The organism is Streptomyces sp. NPDC002130 (assembly GCF_040296465.1).
GTDB lineage: Bacteria > Actinomycetota > Actinomycetes > Streptomycetales > Streptomycetaceae > Streptomyces.
Genome location: NZ_JBEOXI010000025.1, coordinates 15,292 through 38,238 on the forward strand (window position 1 = coordinate 15,292; position 22,947 = coordinate 38,238).

The window sequence follows — 22,947 nt, forward strand, 5'->3', positions numbered from 1 at the left end:
AACGTTGCCTGCCGCGGCACTAGCCGCCGAGGATCTCCGCCAGGTCGTAGCGGACCGGCTCCTCCAACTGCGCGTACGTGCAGCTCTCGGGGGTCCGGTCCGGGCGCCAGCGGCGGAAACGGGCAGTGTGCCGGAAGCGCTGCCCGTTCTCCATGTGGTCGTACGCCACCTCGGCCACCCGGTCCGGCCGGAGCGGCACCCACGACAGATCCTTGCGGCCGGACCAGCGGCTCGGCGCCCCCGGCAGCCGGGCCGTCTCATGCGCGGCCTCCTCGGACCAGGCCGCCCACGGATGCCCCGACACGTCGTCCAGACGCAGCGGCTCCAACTCCTCCACGAGTTCGGCGCGCCGCTTCATCGTGAAGGCGGCGGACACCCCCACGTGCTGGAGGGTCCCCCGCTCGTCGTACAGGCCGAGCAGCAGCGAACCCACGACCGGGCCGCTCTTGTGCAGGCGGTACCCGGCGACCACGACGTCCGCCGTCCGCTCGTGCTTGATCTTGAACATGGCGCGCTCGTCCGGCCGGTAGCGCACACTCAGCGGCTTGGCGATGACGCCGTCGAGACCGGCTCCCTCGTACTCCTCGAACCACTGCCGCGCCACCTCGATGTCGGTGGTCGCCGGGGCCAGGTGCACCGGCGCCCGCACCCCGGACAGCTCAGCGGTCAGCCGCTCCCGCCGCTCGGTCAGCGGGACGTCCATCAGCGACGCGTCGGCCACTGCCAGCACGTCGAACACGACGAGCGAGGCCGGCGTCCGCCCAGCCAGCGTCCGCACCCGCGAGTCCGCCGGATGGATCCGCTCCGTCAGCGCGTCGAAGTCCAGATGCCCCTCCCGCGCGATCACGATCTCCCCGTCCACCACGCACCGCTCGGGCAACCGCTCCCGCACGGCCGTGACAAGCTCGGGGAAGTACCTGGTCAGAGGCTTTCCCGTACGGCTGCCCAGCTCGACCTCGTCCCCGTCGCGGAACACGATCGCCCGGAAGCCGTCCCACTTCGCCTCGTACTGCATGCCCGCGGGGATCGCCGCCACCGACTTGGCGAGCATCGGCAGGACAGGGGGCATCACCGGCAGATCCATGGATCGATTCTGCTCCGACATCTCCCGAGTCGCCCGATATGCGAGGCGTGCGGGCTGCGCCTACCGTGGCGGGCATGGGTGACGCGGTGGAACTGGAGGTGGACGGCCGGACCGTACGGCTGTCCAGCCCGGACAAGATGTTCTTCCCGGAGCGTGGCTTCACCAAGCTGGACCTCGCCCGCTACTACATCGCCGTCGGCCCCGGCATCCTGCGCGCCCTGCGCGACCGGCCGACCACCCTGGAGCGCTACCCGGAGGGCGTGAACGGCGAGAACTTCTTCCAGAAGCGGGCGCCGAAGAACATGCCCGGCTGGATCCCCACCGCGCACATCACCTTCCCCAGCGGCCGCAGCGCCGACGAGATGTGCCCCACCGAGGCCGGAGCGGTGGTGTGGGCCGCCCAGTTCGGCACCCTCACCTTCCACCCCTGGCCGGTACGCCGCGACGACGTCGACCACCCGGACGAGCTCCGCATCGACCTCGACCCGCAGCCCGGCACCGACTACGACGACGCCGCCCGCGCCGCCCACGAACTGCGGCAGGTGCTCGACGAGTTCGGCGGCCTGCGCGGCTTCCCCAAGACCTCGGGCGGCCGGGGCCTGCACGTCTTCGTGCCCATCGAACCGCGCTGGACCTTCACCCAGGTCCGGCGCGCCGCCATCGCCGTCGGCCGGGAGATGGAACGGCGGATGCCGGAGCACGTGACCATCAAGTGGTGGAAGGAGGAGCGGGGCGAGCGCATCTTCATCGACTACAACCAGACGGCACGCGACCGCACGATCGCCTCCGCCTACTCCGTACGCCCCCGCCCGCACGCCCCCGTATCCGCGCCCCTGCGCTGGGACGAGGTCGGCATCGCGCACCCCCAGGACTTCGACCTCGCGACCATGCCCGCGCGCTTCGCCGAACTCGGCGACGTGCACGCGGACATGGACGACAAGCGCTACTCCCTCGAAGCCCTGCTCGACCTCGCCCGCCGCGACGAACACGACCACGGTCTTGGCGATCTGCCGTACCCGCCCGAGTATCCGAAGATGCCGGGGGAGCCCAGGCGGGTACAGCCGAGCAGGGCCCGCAAGGAGAAGGAGCCTCCTACAGCTCCTTGATCCGGATGTCCCGGTACGAGACCACGTCCGTCGTGCCGTGCACCTGGAGCCCGAGGTAGCCGGAGGCGAACCGCCGCCCGTCCGTGCCCGGGTCGTCCGAGCGGGGCGGGCTGAACTCCTGGCCGCCGGTGTTGTCGAACTCGTTGATCAGCACACCGTTGCGGAAGACCGAGTAGTGCTGGCCCTCCACCCGGATCTCGTAGTCGTTCCAGGTGCCCTTCTGCGTCACGCCCGCGCCGGCGAGGCCGACCCGGTCGAAGCCGTAGACCGAGCCCGTCTTGTACATGTCGCCGTCGGGCCGGTCGAGAACCTGCACCTCGTGCCCGTACTTGATGGCCACCCACTCCGGGCGCGACTCCTCCGGGTGGTCGTGGACCCACGGGAAGCGCACGAAGACGCCCGAGTTGGCGTTGCCGGTGCCCGGGGCGTCGTCACGCCACTGGAGCTTCAGCGAGAAGTCGCCGTACTTGCGCTGCGGGAACCACAGCATGCCCATGCCGGGCGTCGTGGTGCTGGAGGTGATCGTCCCGTCCGGGTTCAGCCCGAACGAACCGCCGCCCACCTGCTGCCACTTGGCGAGGGACTCCGCCGTGCCGTCGAACAGAGAGCGGTAGCCCTCGGTCTGCCCCGGCTTGCCGATGCCCGACTCGCGGGCCGCCTTCCGGATCGCCCTGGACTCGCGCTCGTCGACGACCCCTTCCTTGAGCAACCGGTCGAGCACGGCCGTCACGTGCTTGAGGAACAGCGCCTGGGACGTCCACTCCTTCTCGTCCTCGATCAGCTCGCCGATCCGGCACCGGTTGTCGGTGACCCGGTTGCGCACCCCGGAGTCGGCCGTGCCCACGATCACCGTCAGCCGCTCGTCGTACTCGGGGCAGTCCGGCGCCGGGACCTGACCGGAGACGACCGTGAAGGACACCGTGCGGGCCGCCGCGGTGTTCCCGGCCTTGTCCGTCGCCCGGTAGGCCACGGTGTGCGCACCCGCCCGGTCGACCACCACCGGCCCCGTGTACGCGAGGTAGGGCCCGCCGTCCAGCGAGTACTCGATCTTCTCGACGCCCGAACCGTGCGCGTCGGTCGCCGTGACCGTCACCCGGGCACTGTTGACGTACGCCCCGTTCGAGTTCTTCGTGCCCTCCACGGCCACGCCCGTCACCGGCGGCGTGGTGTCCTCGGGCGGTGCCGCGACGACCGTGAACCGCACGCTCTTCTCCGCCGCCACATTGCCCGCCTTGTCGGTGGCCCGGTAGCGGACGGTGTGCTCACCGACCTGGTGGACCATCACGGGCGCGGTGTACGGCTGCCAGGCGCCCGACCCGACCGCGTACTCGATCGTGTTGACCCCGGATCCCGTGTCGGACGCCGACACGGTGACCGTCGCCATGTCGATGTACGCCCCGCCGGCGTTGCGCTCACCGCTCACCGTCGCCGAGGTGTCCGGCGCGGTGGTGTCGTCCGACTGGGGCGCGACGACCGTGAACTGGGCGCTCTTCTCGGCGGACACGTTTCCCGCCTTGTCGAACGCCCGGTAGCGGACCTTGTGGCTGCCGACCTGGTCGACGACGACCGGCGCCGTGTACGGCTGCCAGGCACCCGCGTCGCCGACCGCGTACTCGATCCTCTCGACACCGGAGCCGCCCTCGTCGGTGGCGTGCAGCGCCACACTGGCCGAGCCGACGTACTGGCCCTGCGTGTTCTGCGTGCCGCTGACATGCGCCGACGCCTCGGGCGCGGTGGTGTCCTCGCCGGTGCCCTCGGTGACGACGAGGATGCCCTGCATCTGGCCGTGGCCGGGGATCGTGCAGTGGTAGAAGTACCGGCCGGGCGTGAGCGTGACCTGGGCGGTGTGCTTCCCGCCCTGGGCGTCGTTCGGGTTGGCCAGGATGTTGAGCTGCACATCGTCGTTGAACTCGGGATCGCTGGTGACGAAGGTGAGCGTGTGCGGCATGCCCGTGGTGTTGCCGGTGGCCGCGCTGTTCTCGAACACGATCGTGGCGGCACCGGCGACCGCCGTCTTCGGCGCCGAGAGGTACTTGTCGATGTCGTTGCCGGCCGTCCAGGTGAGCACCTGGTCGGCGGCTTCCGCCGTCGGCTGCCCGGCGGCGGGCAGCGCCTGCACGCCGAGCATCATCAGCAGGGCGGCCAGCAGGACGGCCCAGATTCTTCGTCGCCCGGTCACTCGGTCCCCCTCGCCAGCTGCCCCGCGGCCGGTGTGGGCCCGCCGCCCTTGTAAGTGATCCGCCACAGAGCCGACTTGGCGTCCGAGGTGAAGAAGCCGCGCCCGTAGTCGAGGACGTACAGCGCACCGTCCGGTCCGAACTTCCAGTCCATCAGGTTCCTGATGCCGTCGTTGCCGACCGGCACGATCTTCTTCAGCGACTCCGCGTGCACCGGCAGACCGCCGTCGCCTTGCGTCTTGGGGTCCATGAGCACCGCGTTGCGCGGCTGGTCGGCGTCGTAGAAGTCACCGACGAACCACTTGCCGTCCCAGTACGCCGGCCACTTCACCGCACTGTCGGCCGCGGCCGTCCCGTACCGGTAGACCGGCCCGTTCATCGCGGCCTGACCGCCGCCCTTCAGCCAGGGCAGCCGGTACGTGGCCTCCGCCGGCTTGTACGACGGGACACCGTTCGCGTCCCTCGGGTAGTCCGGTGCTCCGCCCGACGGCGAATACCAGATGTTGTTGCCGGTCACCGGCGGCAGGTTCACCAGGCCGTCGTTGTTCGGCGACTCGTTCTTCGGGTGGTCGCAGTCGTACCAGCCCAGCGGCTTGGACGGGTCCGGCAGATTGCGGTCCCGGTAGGGCTGATTGTTGCCCATGCAGTACGGCCAGCCGCGGTTGCCCGCCTCGGTGATGGCGGCGAAGGTGTCGTACTTGGCCGGGCCCCAGGTCGTCGAGGGCGCGCTCGCGTCCGGTCCGACCCAGCCCGCGTAGAGCACGTCGGTGGACTTGTCGACGGAGATGCGCGCCGGGTTGCGGACGCCCATCACGTAGATCTCGCCGCGCGTCTTGCCACCGCCCTCGTCGGGCTCCTTGCCGGTGAAGAGATTGCCCTCGGGGAGCGTGTAGGTCCCGTCCGGCTCCGGGTGGATGCGCAGGATCTTGCCGTTGAGGTTGTTGGTGTTGCCCGCGGTGCGGCGCGCGTCCGCGAAGGAGACGCCCTTGTAGTTCGGCTGCGGGTTGTTGCCGGAGTAACCGCTGCTGAAGCCACTGGAGTTGTTGTCACCGGTGGCGATGTACAGGTTGCCCTTGGAGTCCCAGGCCATCCCGCCGCCGGCGTGGCAGCAGCTGTGGATCTGCACCGGCCACTTCAGCAGCACTTTCTCACTGGCCGGGTCGAGCTTGTTCGTGGTCCGGTCGAGCGTGAACCGGGAGACCCGCCGCTCCGCCATCCGTGTCTCGCGGTCGATCCGCTCGTGCGGCGTGTAGTGCAGGTACACCCAGCCGTTCTGCGCGAACCCCGGGTCCAGCTCGATGCCGAGCAGCCCCTCCTCGACCTTGACCAGCTCGTCGCCGCCGCCCTTGTTGCCGAAGACCGTGAGCGCGCCGGCCAGGGTGACCTGCTTGGTCTTCGGGTCGTAGACGTGGATCTCGCCCCTGCCCTTGCCGATGTCGGGGTTGTTCCAGTCCGTGATCACGGGCTGTGAGGAGTCCGCGCCGCCCCGGCCGATGTAGAAGACCCGGCCGTCGGGCGCGGTCACCATCCCGTGCGGCTCGCCGATCTGGTCGTTCTGCCCCGGCTGGTTGGGCTTGGTCAACCGCTCCGCCGCGTAGTTGGCGTTGATGGTCGCCTTGCAGTCGGCCTGCTCGAGACGGGTCGTCCACATCAGGGCACCGCGCAGATGATCGCGGAAGTCGCTCTCGTCGTACGACGACACCGTCCCGCCCATGCCCGTGTAGAAGGACCGGCCGCCGTCGTAGTCCCGGCACCAGCTGACCGGATGGTCCCAGCCGTTGGAGCCCGTGCCCGGCTGGTACGTCGACTCGCGGACCCGGGCCACCGTGTGCACGTCGCCCGACGGGTTCTTCACCCAGTTCGGCCACCGGTCCGGGCGCTTCCATTGCACCGGCAGGTCCTTGGTGGCGGGGTGCCTGCGGTCGCCGACCTCGACGGTCGCGCGCTGCACGTTCGTGGGGCTCGACGTGGCCGGACGGGCGCCCACCAGCCCGGTGAACCAGTCCGAGTACGGCTCCGCACGCGCCGCGTCATGGATGCCGACGAATCCGCCGCCGGCCTCCATGTACGCCTCCAGGCCCGCCTCCTGCTCCGCGTCGAGGACGTCGCCCCCGCCGGTCAGGAAGACGATCGCGTTGAAGCGGCCCAGCCTCGTCTCGTCGGTGAACACCGAGGCGTCGCCGGTGGCCTGCACCTTGAAGCGGCGGTTCGCCGGGCCCGACAGGCCGATGTCCTCGATGGCCTCGATCCCGGCGTTCACGACCGGCGACTCCTCCCCGGCCGCCGCGGAACCGTGGAAGATCAGCACCCGTACGTTCGCGCCGCCCGGCGGCGACTTGATCGACATCGTTGTCAGCGGGGGTTCGGGTAAGGGGCGCGCGTCCGCGGCGGGGCCCGACAGCAGCCCGGCGGTCACGACCCCGGCGGCGACGGACGCCGCCCGGACGCGTCTTGACTTGCTCAACCCTCGTAAGTGCATGGGCACCTCCTCGGTCACAGCAACACCGCCAAGGAAGCTAAACCCCTTTGCATGTCTCGCCAATACCTATGACCGGGATGACGCCAACTTTGTCTTGAGTGTGGATAAACGGGAGCGAGGCCGGTACCGTCTCACAGGTTCATCACAGGTACGCCTCCGTAAAAGCCTTACCAGGGTGGGGAGTTCCGCATGGACAGACGCAGCTTCAACCGGCGGGTTCTGCTGGGCGGCGCGGCCGTCGCGACGTTGCTGTCCGTGGCGCCGGAGGCTGTGAGCGCCGCCGGGCCCGTGAGGACGGCTCCCGCCGGGGGCGAGGTGAAGCGCATCAAGCTCTACGCCGAGAAGCTGGCCGACGGGCAGATGGGCTACGGCCTGGAGAAGGGCAAGGCGTCCGTCCCGGGCCCGCTGATCGAGCTCAACGAGGGCGACACGCTGCACGTCGAGTTCGAGAACACCATGGACGTGGCGGTCAGCCTGCACGTCCACGGCCTGGACTACGAGATCACCAGCGACGGCACGAAACTGAACCGCAGTCACGTCGAGCCGGGCGGCACCCGCACCTACACCTGGCGCACCCACGCCCCGGGCCGCCGCAAGGACGGCACCTGGCGCTCGGGCAGCGCGGGTTACTGGCACTACCACGACCACGTCGTCGGTACGGAACACGGCACCGTGGGGCTGCAGAAGGGCCTCTTCGGCCCGGTCATCGTCCGCCGCAAGGGCGACGTCCTGCCCGACCGGACCCACACGGTCGTCTTCAACGACATGCGGATCAACAACAAGCCGCCGCACTCCGGGCCGAACTTCGAGGCCACGGTGGGCGATCGCGTCGAGTTCGTGGTGATCACGCACGGCGAGTTCTACCACACGTTCCACATGCACGGTCATCGCTGGGCGGACAACCGTACGGGCATGCTGACCGGTCCCGAGGACCCCAGCCAGGTGATCGACAACAAGATCACGGGCCCGGCCGACTCCTTCGGCTTCCAGGTGATCGCGGGGGAGGGGGTCGGCGCCGGCGCCTGGATGTACCACTGCCACGTCCAGAGCCACTCCGACATGGGGATGGTCGGACTGTTCCTGGTGAAGAAGCCGGACGGGACCATTCCGGGATACGAGCCGCACGAGCACGGTCAGGAGCCGCCCGGCGGCGGCCACGAGCACTGACGGGCGGTCGCTCTCCCGAGCGAACGAGAGCGCTCTCACCACGCTGCGTCCCGGGGCTATCCTGATCCGCAGCCGCAGGTGAGGAGCCCGAAGTGACCGACACAGCGCCGCGTCCCACCCTGGAGGCCGTGGCCGCCCGGGCCGGTGTCTCGCGGGCCACCGTGTCCCGCGTGGTCAACGGCGGGGACGGGGTGCGGGACGTCCTCGTGGAGCGGGTCCGCAAGGCCGTGGACGAACTCGGGTACGTGCCCAACCAGGCCGCCCGCTCCCTGGTGACCCGGCGCCACGACGCTGTCGCGGTCGTCGTCGCCGAACCGGAGACCCGGGTCTTCGCCGACCCGTTCTTCGCGCTCCAGCTGCGCGGCATCAGCAAGGAGCTCACCGCCCACGACAACCAGCTCGTGCTGCTGCTCACGGAGGGCAGGGACGACCACGCCCGGGTCGGCCGCTACCTCGCCGGCGGGCACGTCGACGGTGCCCTCGTCTTCTCCCTGCACCTGGACGACCCGCTGCCGGAGCTGATCCAGCGGGCCGGTGTCCCCACCGTCTTCGGCGGACGGCCCGGCTGGAGCGGTGACCGGCGCGACGTGGTCTACGTCGACAGCGACAACCGCGGTGGCGCCCGTGACGCCGTCCGGCACCTGGCGGGGCTCGGCCGTACCCGGATCGCGCACATCACCGGCGCCCTCGACCAGACCTCCGCCGCGGACCGCCTCGATGGCTACCGGGACGTCATGGTGGACGCCGACCCGCGGCTGATCGCCGAGGCCGACTTCACCCCGGCCGGCGGCGAACGGGCGATGCGCGAGCTCCTGGAGCGCTGCCCGGACGTGGACGCGGTGTTCGCCGCCAACGACCTCACGGCTTCCGGCGCGCTGCGCGTCCTGCGCGCGTCCGGCCGCCGCGTCCCCGACGACGTGGCCGTGATCGGCTTCGACGACATGCGGCCCGTCGCGGAACAGACCGACCCGCCGCTCACGACGGTACGTCAGGACATCGAGGAGATGGGCCGCCTGATGGCCCGCCTGCTGCTGCGCGGCCTCGACCGGGACGCCCCGCCCGAGGGCGTCGGGGCGCCCCCGTCGAGCGTGGTGCTGCCGACGACGCTGGTGCGGCGCGGGTCGGCGTAGGACCGGCCCACGCCGGCGGGGCGATCCGGCAGGCCTGCCCCGGTCCGCCTCAGCCCTGCCGTGGTTCGCTGCGGATCACCGCGAAGCGGGCGCCGTAGGGGTCGGCGAGTTTGGCGAGGCGGCCGACGGACGGCAGGTCCGTGGCCGGGAGGCGGACCGTACCGCCCAGCTCCTCGGCCCTGGCGACGATGGCGTCCGTGTCGGCGACCTCGAAGTACGGCAGCCAGTACGCCTCGTTCTCCGCCGGGTCCTCGGCGAGGGGCACGACACCGCCGAACATGGCGTCCTCACTCTGTCCGGCCGGGTTGAACGTGGTGTACGTGCCGCCGGCGAAGTCGGCGCCGAAGGTCTCCAGACCCAGCACGGAGTGGTAGAAGGCCGCCGCGGCCGGGACGTCCGCCGTGTACAGCTCCACCCAGCACAGCGAGCCGTGCTCCTGGACGACCTCCAGGCCCTTGTTGCGTCCCGGCTGCCACAGCCCGAAGGTCACCCCGGCCTGGTCGGCGAGGATCGCCATCCGTCCCAGGTCCTGGACGTCCATCGGCTGCACCGTCACGGCACCGTGCGCCTGCTCGGCAGCCCGCGCCGTGGCGTCGGCGTCCGGCGCCTGGAAGTACACCGTCCAGGACGGTGGGCCCTGCCCCGGCGTGGTCTGCATGCCCCCGGCGGCCGTCCTGCCGCCGAGCTGGAACAGGCCGTACCCTCCGACCTCCGGGCCGCCCGGCTGGAACCGCCAGCCGAACAGTCCGCCGTAGAAGGCGGCGGCGCCGTCGATGTCGGGGGTGCCGAGATCGATCCAGTTCGGAGCGCCGGTGACATAACGGGTGGTGAGCATCGTCGCCCTCCTCGCGCAGGGGCCCGTTCTCTGCACTGCCGAGTCTCGCACCGCCCGGTGACGACCGCCGCCGGAGCGCCGCCGAGGTGTGGCCCCCGGTGTTCGCGCGCGCCGCCGTGCGTCTTCCTGTCCGGCGGGCGATCATCGAGCGGCCGGGGGCCTGAACGCGGTGTTGATCCCGCGTTGATCGAACGTTTTTCGCCGCCCGCGACGCTCTCGGTCATGCACACCGACACCATCACCCCGCCCGAACTCGAATGGCAGCAAGAGGCGTTGTGCGCGCAGACGGGGGCGGACTTCTTCTTCCCCGAGCCGGGCAGTTCGGTGCGGGAGGCGAAACGGATCTGCGGTATGTGCCCGATCCGCGAGGCCTGCCTGGCGTACGCGCTGGAGCACGACGAGCGCTTCGGCGTCTGGGGAGGTCTTTCGGAGAAGGAGCGGCTGGAGCTGCGGCGGGTGCCGCGGTAGCCGCCACCGAGGCGGGGGCCTCCCGGTCCCGCACTGTCCGCCGCCGGTATCGCACGAGGCCCCGGCCGCTCGTGGCGGCCGGGGCCTCGTGTGCCGTGCGGGCCGGCGTCAGGCGCCGGCCCGGGCGGCCATGCGCGCCTTGCGGGCGGCCAGCTTCTCGTCGAACTTCGACGCCTCGGAGTCCAGACCGCCCATGAACAGGCCGAGCTCCTCCTGCGCCTTGCGGCCCTCGGGGCCCAGCCCGTCGATCTCCATGATCTTCAGGAAGCGCAGCACCGGCTGGAGCACGTCGTCGTGGTGGATGCGCATGTTGTAGATCTCGCCGATCGCCATCTGCGCGGCGGCCCGCTCGAAGCCGGGCATGCCGTGGCCGGGCATCCGGAAGTTCACGATGACGTCGCGCACCGCCATCATCGTCAGGTCGGGCGCCAGCTCGAAGGCAGCCTTCAGCAGGTTCCGGTAGAAGACCATGTGCAGGTTCTCGTCGGTGGCGATGCGCGCCAGCATGCGGTCGCAGACCGGGTCCCCGGACTGGTGGCCGGTGTTGCGGTGCGAGACGCGGGTCGCGAGCTCCTGGAAGGCCACGTAGGCGACCGAGTGCAGCATCGAGTGCCGGTTGTCCGACTCGAAGCCCTCGCTCATGTGGGACATCCGGAACTCCTCCAGCTTGTCCGGGTCCACCGCGCGCGAGGTGAGCAGGTAGTCGCGCATCACGATGCCGTGCCGGCCCTCCTCCGCGGTCCAGCGGTGCACCCAGGTGCCCCAGGCGCCGTCGCGGCCGAACAGCGAGGCGATCTCGTGGTGGTAGCTGGGCAGGTTGTCCTCGGTGAGAAGGTTGACGACGAGCGCGATGCGTCCGATCTCGGTGACCTTGGACTGCTCCTTCTCCCAGGCCTCGCCGTCCTCGAAGACACCGGGGAAGTTGCGACCGTCGGTCCACGGCACGTACTCGTGCGGCATCCAGTCCTTGGCGACCTTCAGATGCCGGTTGAGCTCCTTCTCGACCACTTCCTCCAGGGCGTACAGCAGCTGAGCGTCGGTCCAGGCGCCGGCCGGGCTGCCGAGGTGGGGAGTGGTGATCGTCATGGACTCTCCAGGGGGACAAGCGTACGAGCGGTGAGCAGTAAACCTACGGCATCGTAGGCTACGTATCCGTAGGTTACGAAGCCGTAGGCTAAGGGTGCTGTAAAGGCCGCTGATCAGCGGGGTCGCCCGGCGATGCGTCAGCTCCCCGGACCCGCAGGTCGACGGGACACGCGGGCCGCTCAGACGTACAGCTCCCGCAGCCGCACCGAGAGGCACGTCACACATCCCTCGAGCTTCTCGAACTCGCTGATGTCCACGACGACCGGTTCGTACCCGAGGTCGGCGAACAGCTCGGCGGTCTTCGGCGCGCTCGCCGCCATCAGCAGTTTGTCGCCGCCGAGCAGGACCACGTGCGACCCCGCCTCCTCCGGGACCGGCAGGAAGCGCGCGAACAGCGACGGCGTGTCCATCTTCGGGATGTGCCCGATGACCGTGCCGTCGGGCAGCGCCGTGACCGCCGACTTCAGGTGCAGCACCTTGCTCACCGGCGCGGAGACGACCCGCGCGCCGAGCGGCTCGAACGCGGCGCGCAGCTGCCGGACGCCGTCGGCGTTGGTACGGCCGCCCCTGCCCACGTAGACCGTGTCGCCGATCTTCAGGACGTCTCCGCCCTCCAGGGTGCCCGGCTCCCAGATCCAGTTCACCGAGCAGCCCAGACCGGCCACGGCCTCCTCCACCCCGGCGGTCTCCTCCCGCCGGGAGTCGGCGCCCGGGCGCGCGATCAGGGCCACGTTCTTGTACATCACGACCGTGTCCTCGACGAACACCGAGTCGGGGCAGTCGTCGGCCGGGTCCACCTCGATGGTCTCCCAGCCGTGCGTGCGCAGGGCCTCGACGTACGCCTCCCACTGCTCGACGGCGAGGTCGGCGTCGACCTTCTCCCGCTCGATGTGCGTCACCAGCCCTTCGGCCAGACGCGGGCTGGGGCGGCGGACGAGGGCCTTCTTGCTGGGCACGAGCGGGACTCCGTATCGGATGGGACGGTCGGGACCGCACCGACGGAGCCTCCGGGATCGACCGGAACCCATCGGGCGTCGGCCGACCATCATGCAGGGCGAACGAGGGCGAGGACAGCCCCGGGAGGGGCGGAGCTGGTGGAGGGGCCGAGCCACCGCCCGCCGGGTACCCGTCGAGCGCCCCCTCCAACTCAGCCCACCGACCCGGCCCCTTCCAGCCCACGCCCCGCCCGGCGCCCCGGCCGCGTTCCTCGGCTCAGCCGACCGACCCGGCCCCTTCCAGCCCACGCCCCGCCCGGCGCCCCGGCCGCGTTCCTCGGCTCAGCCCACCGACTCGGCCCCAGCCCTCGCCGCCCGGCGTTCCGACCGCGTTCCTCGGCTCAGCCCACCGACCCGGCCCCTTCCAACCCGCGCCGCTGTGCCGGTGTCACCGCGCCGGCGGCGGTCTTCTCCTGCTCGTCCGGACGCAGGCACTCGATCAGGTAGTCGCCCGTGTCGGGGTCGCGGGTCACCCCGTGGGTCTCGCTGCCGAAGCCGGGGAAGTGGCGGTCGAAGGACTCCAGGGCGCCGAGGTAGCGCAGGAGGGGGCCGTCCGCCTCGCCGGTGCTCTCGCCCGGCATGAGAACCGGGATGCCGGGCGGGGTCACCGTGACCATCGCCGCGGCGACCCGCCCCGGTGCGTCCGTCAGGCGGATCCGTTCCGTGCCGCCGCGGATCAGGCGCTGGTAGCACAGCTGGGGCGGGGCGACCGGCTCGGGCAGGTGCTGGAAGGCGCTGTCGAGCAGTTCGACCAGGCGGGCCGCGCGCAGATGGTCGTGCATCTCCTGGCACAGGTCGCGCAGCGTCAGCCCGGTGTAGCGCCGCGGGTGCTCCGTCACCAGCGCGGGCAGCACCCGGTCGAGCGGGGCGTCACCGTCGTAGAGGTCCTTGAAGTCCATGAGGGCGTCCAGCAGGGTGCCCCACTTGCCCTTGGTGATGCCCATGGAGAACAGCACCAGCGTGGTGTAGCTGTCGGTCTTCTCGACGACGATGCCACGCGTCGTCAGATAGGCGGTGAGCACCCGGGCCGGGATGCCCCGGTCGGACATCTCCCCGGTCGCGTCGAGCCCCGGGCAGGTCAGGGTGACCTTGATCGGGTCGAGCATGCAGTAGCCGTCGGTCAGCCCGGGGAAACCGTGCCAGTCCGCGCCGGGCGCGAGGTGCCAGCAGGACGGCTCGGTGCGCAGCAGGTCGGCCGGTGCCTCGTCGAAGGGCAGTCGTTCCCCGCTCGCGGGGTCCGTCACCTCGCCCGGCTGCCACACGCCGAAGAACCACGGCGGCCGGTCACCCGCCGCCTCGATCCGCCGCCCGATCCGCACCATCTCCTGGCGGAACCGGATCGCCTCGGTCACCGCCTCGTCGACCAGCCACTGTCCCTGCGGGCCGTCCATCATGGCCGTCGCCACGTCCAGCGAGGCGATCATCGGGTACAGCGGTGACGTGGTCCCGTGCATCATCAGTGCCTCGTTGAACCGGTCGTGCTCGACCGGTGCCCGCGGGGCCGGCCTGACGTGCACCATGGCTGCCTGCGACAGGGCTGCCAGCAGTTTGTGGGTGGACTGGGTCGCGAAGACCGTCGGCCGGTCGGGGCCGGGGAAGGCCTCCTCGTCCACCGACATGCCGTAGCGGCCGGCGTAGAGCGGATGGAAGCGGGCGTAGGCGAACCACGCCTCGTCGAAGTGCAGCCGGGGCGTGGCCGTGGCGAACGCCCGGGCCGCCGCCACCGCGTCGTAACACAACCCGTCGTAGGTGGAGTTGGTGAACACCGCGTACTGGGCGCGCGAGGAGACGGCGTCCGACGTCAGCGGATTCGCGGCGATCCGCGCGGCCACCGAGTCCGCCGCGATCTCGGCGGGCGGCAACGGGCCGGCGAGGCCGTAGCCGTTGCGGGTGGGGACCAGGTACACCGGGCGCGCACCGGAGACGACCAGGCCGTGCAGGACGGACTTGTGGCAGTTGCGGTCGACCAGGGCGATCTCGTCGCGGGTCACGCTGAAGTGGCCGACCAGGCGGTTGCAGGTGGAGTCGCCGTGCAGGACGAAGTAGGTGTGCGCGGAGCCGAAGACCCGCGCGGCGTTGCGCTCCGCCTCGCCGATCGGCCCGGTGTGCTCGAACAGCGAGCCGAGCTCCTCCACCGAGATCGACAGGTCGCTGCGCAGCAGCCGCTCCCCGAAGTACGCGTGGAACGCCCGGCCCACGGGTGACTTGAGGAAGGCGACACCCCCGGAGTGCGCGGGAGTGTGCCACGAGTACTCGTGCGCGTCGTCGAAGCGCCGCAGCGCCTTGAAGAACGGCGGGAGCAGCGCGTCCTGGTAGGCGCGAGCGGCGGTGCTGATCCGCCCGGCGATGAAGGCCGGCGTGTCCTCCAGCGGCCACACATAGCCCACCACCGACTGCGACACCCACAGCGGCAGCTCGCGCAGCCCCTCGTCCGCCATGACCAGGAACACCGGCAGGTTCTGGAACCGGCGCCCGATCCGGCGCAGCACCGTCGCACCACCCGGCCCGCCCCCGGCTCCCGCTTCGCCCGCGCCCCCGGCTCCCGCCTCGCCCCCGCCCTCGGCCCCGGCGAGGGCTCCGCCCCAGCCCCCGGCTCCGCCCGCCGCCCCGGACGGCAGGTCCCAGGCGACCACCGCTGCGGCCAGCCCGGCCTCGGTCCGCAGCACCGCCTCGGCGTCGGCGGCGCTCACCACCCACCGGACCTGTAAGCCGCGCGCCCGGATTCCCTCGGCGATGCACGTCAACTGCTCCGCGCCGACGCCCCCGTCGTCCGGATGCTCCGCCACCGCCACCAGTACCGTGCCGTCGGCCATGCCGTTCCCCCTCCCCGGTGGCCCGCGCCACCCCCTCCAGTGTTCGCGGGCCCCACACGCATGATCGGCCGGAGTCGGGTCAAACCACCCCATCGGTTCAACGCCCGGACCGCGCGTTGACGATCGGTCCGACCCCCTGACCGCTCATGGACTACCGGCGTGGGCCCCGGCTCACCGGCGGTGCCGCACCGCCCGCCGCAGATGCTCCCCGGTGAACGACCCCTCGGCCTCCAGCAGCTGCCGGGGCGTCCCCTCGAAGACGATCTCGCCACCGTCCCGGCCGCCGTCCGGGCCGAGGTCGATCACCCAGTCCGCCCGGGCGACGACGTCCAGGTTGTGCTCGACCACCACGACCGTGTTGCCCGAGTCGACCAGCCGGTCCAGCAGGGCGACGAGCCCCTCGACGTCCGCCATGTGCAGGCCGGTCGTCGGTTCGTCGAGCACGTAGACCGCCCCGGTCCGGTGCAGCCGCGTGGCCAGCTTGATGCGCTGCCGCTCACCGCCCGAGAGCGTGGAGAGCGGCTGGCCGAGCGTCAGATACGTGAGGCCGACGTCCCGCAGGGCGCGCAGCCGTCGCCGTACGCCCGTGTCGTCGAAGAAGCCCAGCGCCTGCTCGGCCGTCATCTCCAGGACGTCAGCGATGGAATGCCCCCGCACGGTCAGCCGCAGCACCTCCTCCTTGAAGCGCCGCCCCCCGCAGGCGTGGCAGCTCGTCGTCACCGGGTCCATGAAGGCCAGGTCGGTGTAGATGAGGCCCCGGCCCTCGCAGGTTCCGCACGCCCCGCCGGAGTTGAAGCTGAAGAGACCAGCCTCGGCCCCCGTCTCGCGGGCGAAGATCTTGCGGACCGTGTCCATGATCCCCAGGTAGGTCGCCGGGGTGGACCGGCCCGAGATGCCGATCGACGACTGGTCGACGACCACGGACTCGTCGTGCGCGGCGGTGAACTCCCCGACCAGGGTGCTCTTCCCCGACCCGGCGACCCCGGTCACCGCCGTGAGCACACCGGCCGGGAACCGTACGGTCACGTCCCGCAGGTTGTGCCGGCCGGCACCCTTGACCCACAGCTCGCCGACGGGCTCCCGCACCTCGCCCTTGACCGCCGTACCGCGGCGCAGACACCGCCCGGTGAGCGTGCCGGAGGCCGCCAGCTCCTTCGGCGTCCCCTCGAACACCACCGTGCCGCCCCCGGCACCGGCGCCCGGCCCCATGTCGACGACGTGATCGGCCAGCGCGATGACGTCCGGGTCGTGTTCGACGACCAGCACGGTGTTGCCCTTGTCGCGCAGCCGCAGCAGCAGGTCGCCGAGGCGGCCCACGTCTCGCGGGTGCAGGCCGACGCTCGGCTCGTCGAAGATGTAGGTCATGCCGGTCAGGCTGGAGCCGAGGTGCCGCACCGTCTTCAGCCGCTGCCCCTCCCCGCCGCTGAGCGTGGCGGTCTCCCGGTCGAGGCTCAGATAGCCGAGGCCGATCGCCTCGATGCGCTCCAGCGCGGCCACGGCGGCCGAGGCGATCGGCCGGGCCACCGGGTCGTCGATCTCCTTCAGTACGGTGATCAGATCCGTGACCTGCATGCGGGTGCAGTCCGAGATCGTCCGGCCGTTGACGCGGGTCGCGAGCGCCGCGGCGTTCAGACGTGCCCCACGGCACACCGGGCAGGGGCCCTCCACCAGGAACGCGCGGACCAGGTCCCGGGTCCTCTGGCTCATGGCCGACAGGTCCCGCTTCAGGTACAGCCGCTCGAAGCGGACGGCCAGCCCCTCGTACTCGGTGGTCCAGGTGCCGCCGCTGCCGCTGACGGTGACCTTGCTCCCCGGCCGCCCGCGCATCAGGAACTCGCGTTCGGCGGCGGTGAATCGTCCCACCGGCTTGTGCGGGTCGAGGTCGGTGCTGTTGGTGTACGCCTGCCCCTGCCAGGTGCCGGCGGCGAACGGCGGGAAGCGGACCGCCCCGTCCGCGAGGGAGCGGTCCGGGTCCAGGAACCGGTCCCAGTCGGGTCGCACCGTCCGGCCGAGGCCGTCGCACTCGGGGCACATGCCCGACGGGTCGTTGAACGAGTACGCCGTCGCCGGCCCGGCGCTCGGCGTGCCGTGCCGGGAGAACAGCACCCGGATCACCGAGTAGACGTCCGTCATGGTGCCGACGGTCGACCTGGAGTGGCCGCCGACCTGCCGCTGATCGACGACGATCGCGGGGGTGAGGTCCTCCAGGCCCTCCGCGCGCGGCCGCTCGAACTTGGGCAGCCGGTTGCGGACGAACCAGGGGTAGGTCTCGTTCAGCTGGCGCTGCGACTCCACCGCGATCGTGTCGAAGACGACGGACGACTTCCCCGATCCCGAAACGCCGGTGAACACGGTCAGCCGGCCTTTCGGGATGCGGAGGGTGACGTCCTTGAGGTTGTTCTCGCGTGCTCCGGTCAGGGTGATGGCATCGTGCGCGAAGTCGGTCATGCCACCGACGCTAGGAGGAAATCCCGACAGCCTCTGGCGTGATTTCCTTCAGTTCTCCTTCCTCCAGCAGCAGCCAGCGCGTGATGCCGATCGACTCCAGGAACGGCAGGTCGTGGCTGGCCACGACCAGCGCTCCCTCGTACGACTCCAGGGCCGTGGTGAGCTGCCGGACGCTCGCCATGTCCAGGTTGTTGGTCGGCTCGTCCAGCATGAGCAGCTGCGGCGCGGGCTCGGCCAGCATCAGCGCGGCCAGCGCGGCCCGGAAGCGTTCGCCGCCGGACAGGGTTGCCGCCTTCTGGTCGGCGCGGGCGCCCCGGAACAGGAAGCGCGCCAGCCGCGCCCGGACCCGGTTGTTGGTGGCGCCCGGAGCGAACCGGGCCACGTTCTCGGCGACGGACAGCTCCCCGTCGAGGACGTCGAGCCGCTGCGGCAGGAACCGCAGCGGGACGTGCGTCCGCAACTCGCCCGACTCCGGGGCGAGCTCCCCGGTGATCGTGCGCAGCAGCGTCGTCTTGCCCGCGCCGTTGCGCCCGATCAACGCGACGCGCTCGGGCCCGCGCAGCTCGAAACCGCCCTTCACCCGGGCGCCGTACCGGAGCCCGAGATCCTGGAGGGTGAGCACGGTCCGCCCCGGCGGCACGGCCGTGTAGGGCAGGTCGACGCGGATCTCGTCGTCGTCCCGTACGGCCTCCACCGCCTCGTCGAGCCGCTCCCGGGCCTCGGCGAGCCGCTCCTCGTGCATGATCCGGTGCTTGCCCGCGGACTCCTGCGCCGCACGCTTGCGCGCCCCCATGACGATCTTCGGCTCGCGCTTCTGGTCCCACATCTTCTGCCCGTACCGCTTGCGGCGGGCCAGCTTGACCTGGGCGTCGGCCAGTTCGCGCTTCTGCTTGCGGAAGTCGGACTCGGCGACGCGCACCATGCGCTCCGCCGCCTCCTGTTCGATCTCCAGTGCCTCCTCGTAGGCCGAGTAGTTACCGCCGTACCAGGTGATCTGGCCGGAACGCAGATCGGCGATCTGGTCGACGAGGTCCAGCAGTTCGCGGTCGTGGCTGACGACGACCATCACCCCCGGCCAGGCCTGGACGGCCGCGTACAGCCGCCTGCGGGCGTACAGGTCGAGGTTGTTGGTCGGCTCGTCCAGCAGCAGCACGTCGGGCCGGCGCAGCAGCAGTGCGGCCAGGCGCAGCAGGACGGACTCGCCGCCGGACACCTCGCCGATGGTGCGGTCCAGTTCGACGTGGCCCAGGCCGAGTTCGCCGAGCGTGGCGAGGGCGCGTTCCTCGACGTCCCAGTCGTCGCCGACGGTCTCGAAGTGCGCCTCGGACACGTCGCCCGACTCGATGGCGTGCAGGGCGGCGCGCTGTGCGGCGATGCCGAGGGCCTCGTCGACGCGCAGGGTGGTGTCGAGCGTGACGTTCTGCGGGAGGTAGCCGACCTCGCCGGCCACGCGGACGGTGCCGTCGGCCGGTGCGAGTTCACCGGCGATCAGCTTCAACAGGGTCGATTTTCCGGACCCGTTGACGCCGACCAGGCCGGTTCGGCCGGGGCCGAACGCGACGTCCAGGCCCTCGAAGACGGGGGTGCCGTCGGGCCAGGCGAACGCAAGGGACGTAATGGTGATGGAAGTGGACATGGGGCCTCACTCGCGGTTGCTTGAAGCGGTCAGGGGCAAACGCGTGTCGAGACACCTGCGACCAGGGGAGGAGGCTCCATGGGCACGTCACGGACATGAAAAATGCCCTGCACCGGGAGGACGGCTCGAACGCCGAGGTCGCACGCAGCGCACATCACAGAGGGATGTGACGCGGTGTCTCAGGACCTCAGACGAGCAACGTCCTTCTCCAATCGGCGGCAACAGGACGTTGTACACCGTACGAACGCACTGTGAGCCTGTCAACGCATTAACGCGCGACCCGATCTTCCTGCTCCGAGGAGGCCTCCCGTGACGCACGGCCCGCTCTCGTGCCGGCCCGGCTCTGCCTGCTGGCCTGGGACGCCGCACGACCTGCGGCCGGCCGCACCGCCCTGCGGCCCGACCTGGTGCGGGCCGGTGCCCTCGTCGAGCTGGCCCGTCGCGGCCTGCTGACCGACGAGGACGGCATCGCCACACCGACCGACCTGGATACGAGCACGGGCGACGCGGTCCTCGACGGGCTGCTCGAACTCGTCCGCGAGTCGTGCCCGCACCCCTGGCGGACATGGGTGACGCTGCGGGCGCGGGTGACCCTCGACGCCGTACGGGAGCAGCTGGTGGCCGAGGGGTATCTGCGGGCGGAGAAGAGACGGGTCCTGGGCGTGTTCCCGTCCGTGGAGTACGCACTGGAGCGCACAGCAGTCGTTGACGTGCTGCGGGAGGAGACCCGGACGGCCCTGCGCGGGACGCTGCCGGTCGCCGAGATCTCCGAGCGGGACGCCGCGCTCGCCGTCCTCGCCGCCGCGGCCGGCCTCTTCGGCGAGAGCACTCCCGGCCGGCGCATCGAGGAACTGACCGAACGGGCCGGGTCGGCGACGCCCGGGCTGCGCGGGATCATGCGCGAGCTGAGCACGGCGCCGGCGGCCGGGGCAGCGGCGGTGACCTCGCCCTGACGCCCGCCGGGCCCGGGTGCAGGCCTGGCCCGGCCGGCTACCCTGTCGGATTCCTGCCGGACCCGCACGCCCTCCCGCTGGTCCAGTCGCCCGCATGACGAACCAGAGCGACCGGGCCGGCGGGTGCAGAGCGGCCACGCCGAGGACGCCGAGGGCGTCGCCGGTACGGTCCTGGCGGTCGTCACCGCGGGGGCGGTAGGGGGGGAACATCGAGGACGCGCTGTACAGAGCGGGAACCGGCGGGCCGCCGCGGGACGTCGCCGAGCAGACGGAGCGGATCGCCGCCGCACGTGAGGCGGCCGACGCGACGGGTGTGCCGCTGTTCGTCAACGCCCGGACCGACACCTTCCTGAGCGGCGCCGGGGTGGGGGCACCTCCCACGCCTTCAGGGCAGTGGCGTCAGCTCAGCACGCGTCCCGCATCAGCTCGGCGAGACCGTGGTCCAGATCCAGCTGGAGGTGCTCCAGACCGACCGGCACGAGTTCGCTCGTGGCCTCGAGGAACCGGCGTATCTCGCTGGAGCGGACGTGGACCACGGCCGTGCCCTCGGGGGCGTGGAACTCCAGCACCGTGCGGTCGTAGCCGTAGGGGCGCACGCGCACGTCGCCGTGCCCCTCGGCGCTCTTCTGGCCCGCGGCGAGCAGCTCGCGGGAGAAGGTCCAGCAGACCTCGACGCCCTCCAGCGTGGCCGGGGCGGGGAAAGTCATGCGGACCGCGAAAGGGTCACGCCGGTCGTAGTGCAGCGTCGCGGGAATGCTCGGCATACGCGGCGCGGCGGCGACGAGGCGGGCCTCCACGGGCTGCTCGATGACGATGGACAACGCCTTGCTCCCTTGTGACGGCTGGACGGACACTTCCGGGCGGATGAGGCCGGGCACTGGAAGAGACGACGGAATCAGCCAATCCGTGCACACGAAATGCGAGTGACCTCTGTCACCGCGTTCATGCACCAGAGTGACGTGACTCTCCTTGTGTGCCCCCCAAGGCACTTGTGGTGCCCACCGCACCACCCGCAGCACCGGCGAGGCCATCTGGACGGCACCCGGGCGGTGGGCTAGCTTCCCCCGCCATGAGGCGCATGGGGAGCACGCGACGGACGGGACGAACACGAGGCAGGGCGACCGCGATGGCGGCCTGCGCGGCGGCACTGGCAGCCCTGACCGCCGTACCGGCGCAGGCGCACGAGCCGGAGCACCGGCCGCCGCACTGGGAACTCAAGGACACCGGCACCCCGCAGGCACGCTTCCGGGGCCTGGCCGCCGTCAGCCGGAACACCGCCTGGGTCGCCGGCACCGGCGGCACCGTGCTGCGCACCACCGACGGCGGGGAGAGCTGGCGGAACGTCTCGCCGCCCGGCGCGGGGGAGTTGCAGTTCAGGGACGTCGAGGCGTTCGACGCCCGCCGGGCCGTGGTGCTGGCCATCGGCGAGGGCGAGGCGTCCCGGGTCTACCGCACCGACGACGGCGGAGCGACCTGGACGGAGTCCTTCCGCAACACCGACCCGAAGGCGTTCTACGACTGCCTGGCCTTCTTCGACCGCCGCCACGGCCTGGCGATGAGCGACCCGGTGGACGGGAAGTTCCGCCTCCTGTCGACCGGCGACGGCGGCCGTACCTGGAAGGTGCTGCCGGACGGGGGCATGCCGGCCGCGCAGGAGGGCGAGGCCGGGTTCGCGGCGAGCGGCCAGTGCCTGGTGACCTCCGGGACGAGCGACGTCTGGCTGGCCACCGGCGGGGCGGCACGCGCGCGGGTCCTGCACTCCGCCGACCGCGGACGCACCTGGACGGCCACCGACTCGCCCCTGCCGGCGGGCGACCCCGCCCGGGGCGTCTTCGCGCTCGCCTTCCGCGACCGCACCCACGGTCTCGCCGTCGGCGGCGACTTCCGCCCCGACCAGCCCTCACCGCAGGCCGCCGCCCGCTCCTCCGACAGGGGCCGCACCTGGCGCCCGGCCGCCACACCCCCGCCCGCCTACCGCTCCGGCGTCGCCTGGCTCCCGCACAGCCGCACCGCCGCCCTCGCCGTCGGTCCCACCGGCACCGACCTCACCACGGACGCGGGCCGCACCTGGCGGACCGTCGACACCGGCTCCTACGACACCGTCGACTGCACCCGGGACCACGGGTGCTGGGCCGCCGGCGAGAAGGGCCGGGTGGCCCGCCTGGAGCACTGAGCATGCGGGGTGCCCTGATCGTTGGCAGGGTGGGTACTCGTTCACTGATCGGGAAAGGAAGTGAGCGGGAATGCCACGCGGTTCGAGCTCCAAGCGGGAGCGCCAGTACGAGCACATCAAGGAAAGTGCGAAGGACCGGGGCGAAAGCACCGGCCGCGCCAAGGAGATCGCCGCGCGGACGGTGAACAAGGAACGCGCCCGCTCCGGCGAGTCCAAGACCGCCAGCCGCACCTCCACGAAGGACATGTCCTCAGGCAAGCGGGGCGGCCAGCGGTCGGGGCAGGGCTCCCAGGGCCCCACCTACGACCAGCTGTACCAGGAGGCCAAGCGCAAGGGCGTCGAAGGCCGTTCCAGCATGAACAAGAGCCAGTTGCAGCGCGCACTGGGCAAGTGAGGC

17 protein-coding genes and 1 pseudogene are annotated in these 22,947 nt (G+C 71.4%); 8 read left to right on the forward strand and 10 right to left on the reverse strand.

Translation table 11 applies throughout. From position 1 onward, the window contains the following. Positions 1-19: 19 nt before the first annotated feature. Positions 20-1,084 (reverse strand): ATP-dependent DNA ligase, encoded by a 1,065-nt coding sequence (locus ABT116_RS07190; protein ID WP_351629017.1) that lies wholly within the window; start codon positions 1,082-1,084, stop codon positions 20-22. 74 nt (positions 1,085-1,158) lie between these two features. On the opposite strand from ABT116_RS07190, the gene ligD reads away from it, so the two are divergent. Then, positions 1,159-2,190, forward strand: coding sequence for a non-homologous end-joining DNA ligase (gene ligD / locus ABT116_RS07195; RefSeq protein WP_351629020.1), 1,032 nt, complete (start codon positions 1,159-1,161; stop codon positions 2,188-2,190). Here ligD and ABT116_RS07200 read toward each other — a convergent pair. Both ABT116_RS07200 and ABT116_RS07205 read right to left on the reverse strand, forming a co-directional pair. Further along, the gene (locus ABT116_RS07200; RefSeq protein ID WP_351629086.1) at positions 2,177-4,321 is read right to left on the reverse strand and encodes an OmpL47-type beta-barrel domain-containing protein; all 2,145 of its coding nucleotides are present in this window, start codon (positions 4,319-4,321) and stop codon (positions 2,177-2,179) included. The genes ligD and ABT116_RS07200 overlap by 14 nt on opposite strands. Before the next feature lie 44 nt (positions 4,322-4,365). Continuing rightward, positions 4,366-6,846 (reverse strand): ThuA domain-containing protein, encoded by a 2,481-nt coding sequence (locus ABT116_RS07205; RefSeq protein WP_351629022.1) that lies wholly within the window; start codon positions 6,844-6,846, stop codon positions 4,366-4,368. Positions 6,847-7,035: 189 nt separating this feature from the next. Here ABT116_RS07205 and ABT116_RS07210 point away from each other — a divergent pair, with 189 nt between their 5' ends. After that, a complete protein-coding gene (locus tag ABT116_RS07210) occupies positions 7,036-8,013 on the forward strand; it encodes a multicopper oxidase domain-containing protein (protein WP_351629025.1) in 978 nt (325 codons plus the stop codon). A 92-nt stretch (positions 8,014-8,105) separates the two neighbouring features. Continuing rightward, positions 8,106-9,143 (forward strand): LacI family DNA-binding transcriptional regulator, encoded by a 1,038-nt coding sequence (locus tag ABT116_RS07215; RefSeq protein ID WP_351629028.1) that lies wholly within the window; start codon positions 8,106-8,108, stop codon positions 9,141-9,143. Between the two features lie 49 nt (positions 9,144-9,192). Here the strand turns inward: ABT116_RS07215 and ABT116_RS07220 are convergent, their stop codons facing one another. After that, positions 9,193-9,978 (reverse strand): VOC family protein, encoded by a 786-nt coding sequence (locus ABT116_RS07220; protein WP_351629030.1) that lies wholly within the window; start codon positions 9,976-9,978, stop codon positions 9,193-9,195. A 222-nt stretch (positions 9,979-10,200) separates the two neighbouring features. On the opposite strand from ABT116_RS07220, the gene ABT116_RS07225 reads away from it, so the two are divergent. Beyond that, the gene (locus tag ABT116_RS07225) at positions 10,201-10,446 is read left to right on the forward strand and encodes a WhiB family transcriptional regulator (protein ID WP_351629033.1); all 246 of its coding nucleotides are present in this window, start codon (positions 10,201-10,203) and stop codon (positions 10,444-10,446) included. 108 nt (positions 10,447-10,554) lie between these two features. Here ABT116_RS07225 and ABT116_RS07230 read toward each other — a convergent pair whose 3' ends face one another. The 5 genes from ABT116_RS07230 to ABT116_RS07250 form a co-directional block, all read right to left on the reverse strand. Further along, the gene (locus tag ABT116_RS07230; protein ID WP_351629035.1) at positions 10,555-11,532 is read right to left on the reverse strand and encodes an acyl-ACP desaturase; all 978 of its coding nucleotides are present in this window, start codon (positions 11,530-11,532) and stop codon (positions 10,555-10,557) included. Between the two features lie 179 nt (positions 11,533-11,711). Continuing rightward, positions 11,712-12,488 carry a dimethylargininase gene (gene ddaH / locus ABT116_RS07235; protein WP_351629038.1) on the reverse strand — a complete coding sequence of 259 codons (777 nt, stop codon included), beginning with the start codon at positions 12,486-12,488 and terminating at the stop codon, positions 11,712-11,714. 380 nt (positions 12,489-12,868) lie between these two features. After that, the gene (locus ABT116_RS07240; protein WP_351629040.1) at positions 12,869-15,340 is read right to left on the reverse strand and encodes an Orn/Lys/Arg family decarboxylase; all 2,472 of its coding nucleotides are present in this window, start codon (positions 15,338-15,340) and stop codon (positions 12,869-12,871) included. 171 nt (positions 15,341-15,511) lie between these two features. Continuing rightward, positions 15,512-17,788: an ATP-binding cassette domain-containing protein gene (locus tag ABT116_RS07245; RefSeq protein WP_351629043.1), complete on the reverse strand. Its 2,277-nt coding sequence runs from the start codon at positions 17,786-17,788 to the stop codon at positions 15,512-15,514. Between the two features lie 10 nt (positions 17,789-17,798). Continuing rightward, complete coding sequence (locus ABT116_RS07250) at positions 17,799-19,424, reverse strand: ABC-F family ATP-binding cassette domain-containing protein (protein ID WP_351629046.1); 1,626 nt, start codon at positions 19,422-19,424, stop codon at positions 17,799-17,801. Positions 19,425-19,753: 329 nt separating this feature from the next. Between ABT116_RS07250 and ABT116_RS07255 the strand changes: the two genes are divergently transcribed. Next, on the forward strand, positions 19,754-20,377 hold the full coding sequence (locus tag ABT116_RS07255) for a GOLPH3/VPS74 family protein (RefSeq protein ID WP_351629048.1): 624 nt from the start codon (positions 19,754-19,756) through the stop codon (positions 20,375-20,377). A gap of 123 nt (positions 20,378-20,500) precedes the next feature. Beyond that, positions 20,501-20,741 (forward strand): annotated as a pseudogene (locus ABT116_RS07260) (isocitrate lyase/phosphoenolpyruvate mutase family protein); the annotation flags it as partial. 40 nt (positions 20,742-20,781) lie between these two features. Here ABT116_RS07260 and ssgD read toward each other — a convergent pair. Then, positions 20,782-21,198, reverse strand: a complete 417-nt coding sequence (gene ssgD, locus ABT116_RS07265) for a spore wall synthesis regulator SsgD (protein WP_053674905.1) — start codon at positions 21,196-21,198, stop codon at positions 20,782-20,784. Between the two features lie 257 nt (positions 21,199-21,455). Between ssgD and ABT116_RS07270 the strand changes: the two genes are divergently transcribed. After that, positions 21,456-22,550: a WD40/YVTN/BNR-like repeat-containing protein gene (locus tag ABT116_RS07270; protein ID WP_351629051.1), complete on the forward strand. Its 1,095-nt coding sequence runs from the start codon at positions 21,456-21,458 to the stop codon at positions 22,548-22,550. Between the two features lie 70 nt (positions 22,551-22,620). Continuing rightward, entirely contained in the window at positions 22,621-22,944 is a 324-nt protein-coding gene (locus tag ABT116_RS07275; RefSeq protein WP_062930312.1) for a hypothetical protein, read from the forward strand. Positions 22,945-22,947: the final 3 nt, after the last annotated feature.

Coding starts and splice junctions, on each gene's coding strand:
- ABT116_RS07190 (WP_351629017.1), bottom strand. CDS start 1,084: ATGGATCTGCCGGTGATGCCCCCTGTCCTGCCGATGCTCGCCAAGTCG.
- ligD (WP_351629020.1), top strand. CDS start 1,159: ATGGGTGACGCGGTGGAACTGGAGGTGGACGGCCGGACCGTACGGCTG.
- ABT116_RS07200 (WP_351629086.1), bottom strand. CDS start 4,321: ATGATGCTCGGCGTGCAGGCGCTGCCCGCCGCCGGGCAGCCGACGGCG.
- ABT116_RS07205 (WP_351629022.1), bottom strand. CDS start 6,846: ATGCACTTACGAGGGTTGAGCAAGTCAAGACGCGTCCGGGCGGCGTCC.
- ABT116_RS07210 (WP_351629025.1), top strand. CDS start 7,036: ATGGACAGACGCAGCTTCAACCGGCGGGTTCTGCTGGGCGGCGCGGCC.
- ABT116_RS07220 (WP_351629030.1), bottom strand. CDS start 9,978: ATGCTCACCACCCGTTATGTCACCGGCGCTCCGAACTGGATCGATCTC.
- ABT116_RS07225 (WP_351629033.1), top strand. CDS start 10,201: ATGCACACCGACACCATCACCCCGCCCGAACTCGAATGGCAGCAAGAG.
- ABT116_RS07230 (WP_351629035.1), bottom strand. CDS start 11,532: ATGACGATCACCACTCCCCACCTCGGCAGCCCGGCCGGCGCCTGGACC.
- ABT116_RS07240 (WP_351629040.1), bottom strand. CDS start 15,340: ATGGCCGACGGCACGGTACTGGTGGCGGTGGCGGAGCATCCGGACGAC.
- ABT116_RS07245 (WP_351629043.1), bottom strand. CDS start 17,788: ATGACCGACTTCGCGCACGATGCCATCACCCTGACCGGAGCACGCGAG.
- ABT116_RS07250 (WP_351629046.1), bottom strand. CDS start 19,424: ATGTCCACTTCCATCACCATTACGTCCCTTGCGTTCGCCTGGCCCGAC.
- ABT116_RS07270 (WP_351629051.1), top strand. CDS start 21,456: ATGGGGAGCACGCGACGGACGGGACGAACACGAGGCAGGGCGACCGCG.
- ABT116_RS07275 (WP_062930312.1), top strand. CDS start 22,621: ATGCCACGCGGTTCGAGCTCCAAGCGGGAGCGCCAGTACGAGCACATC.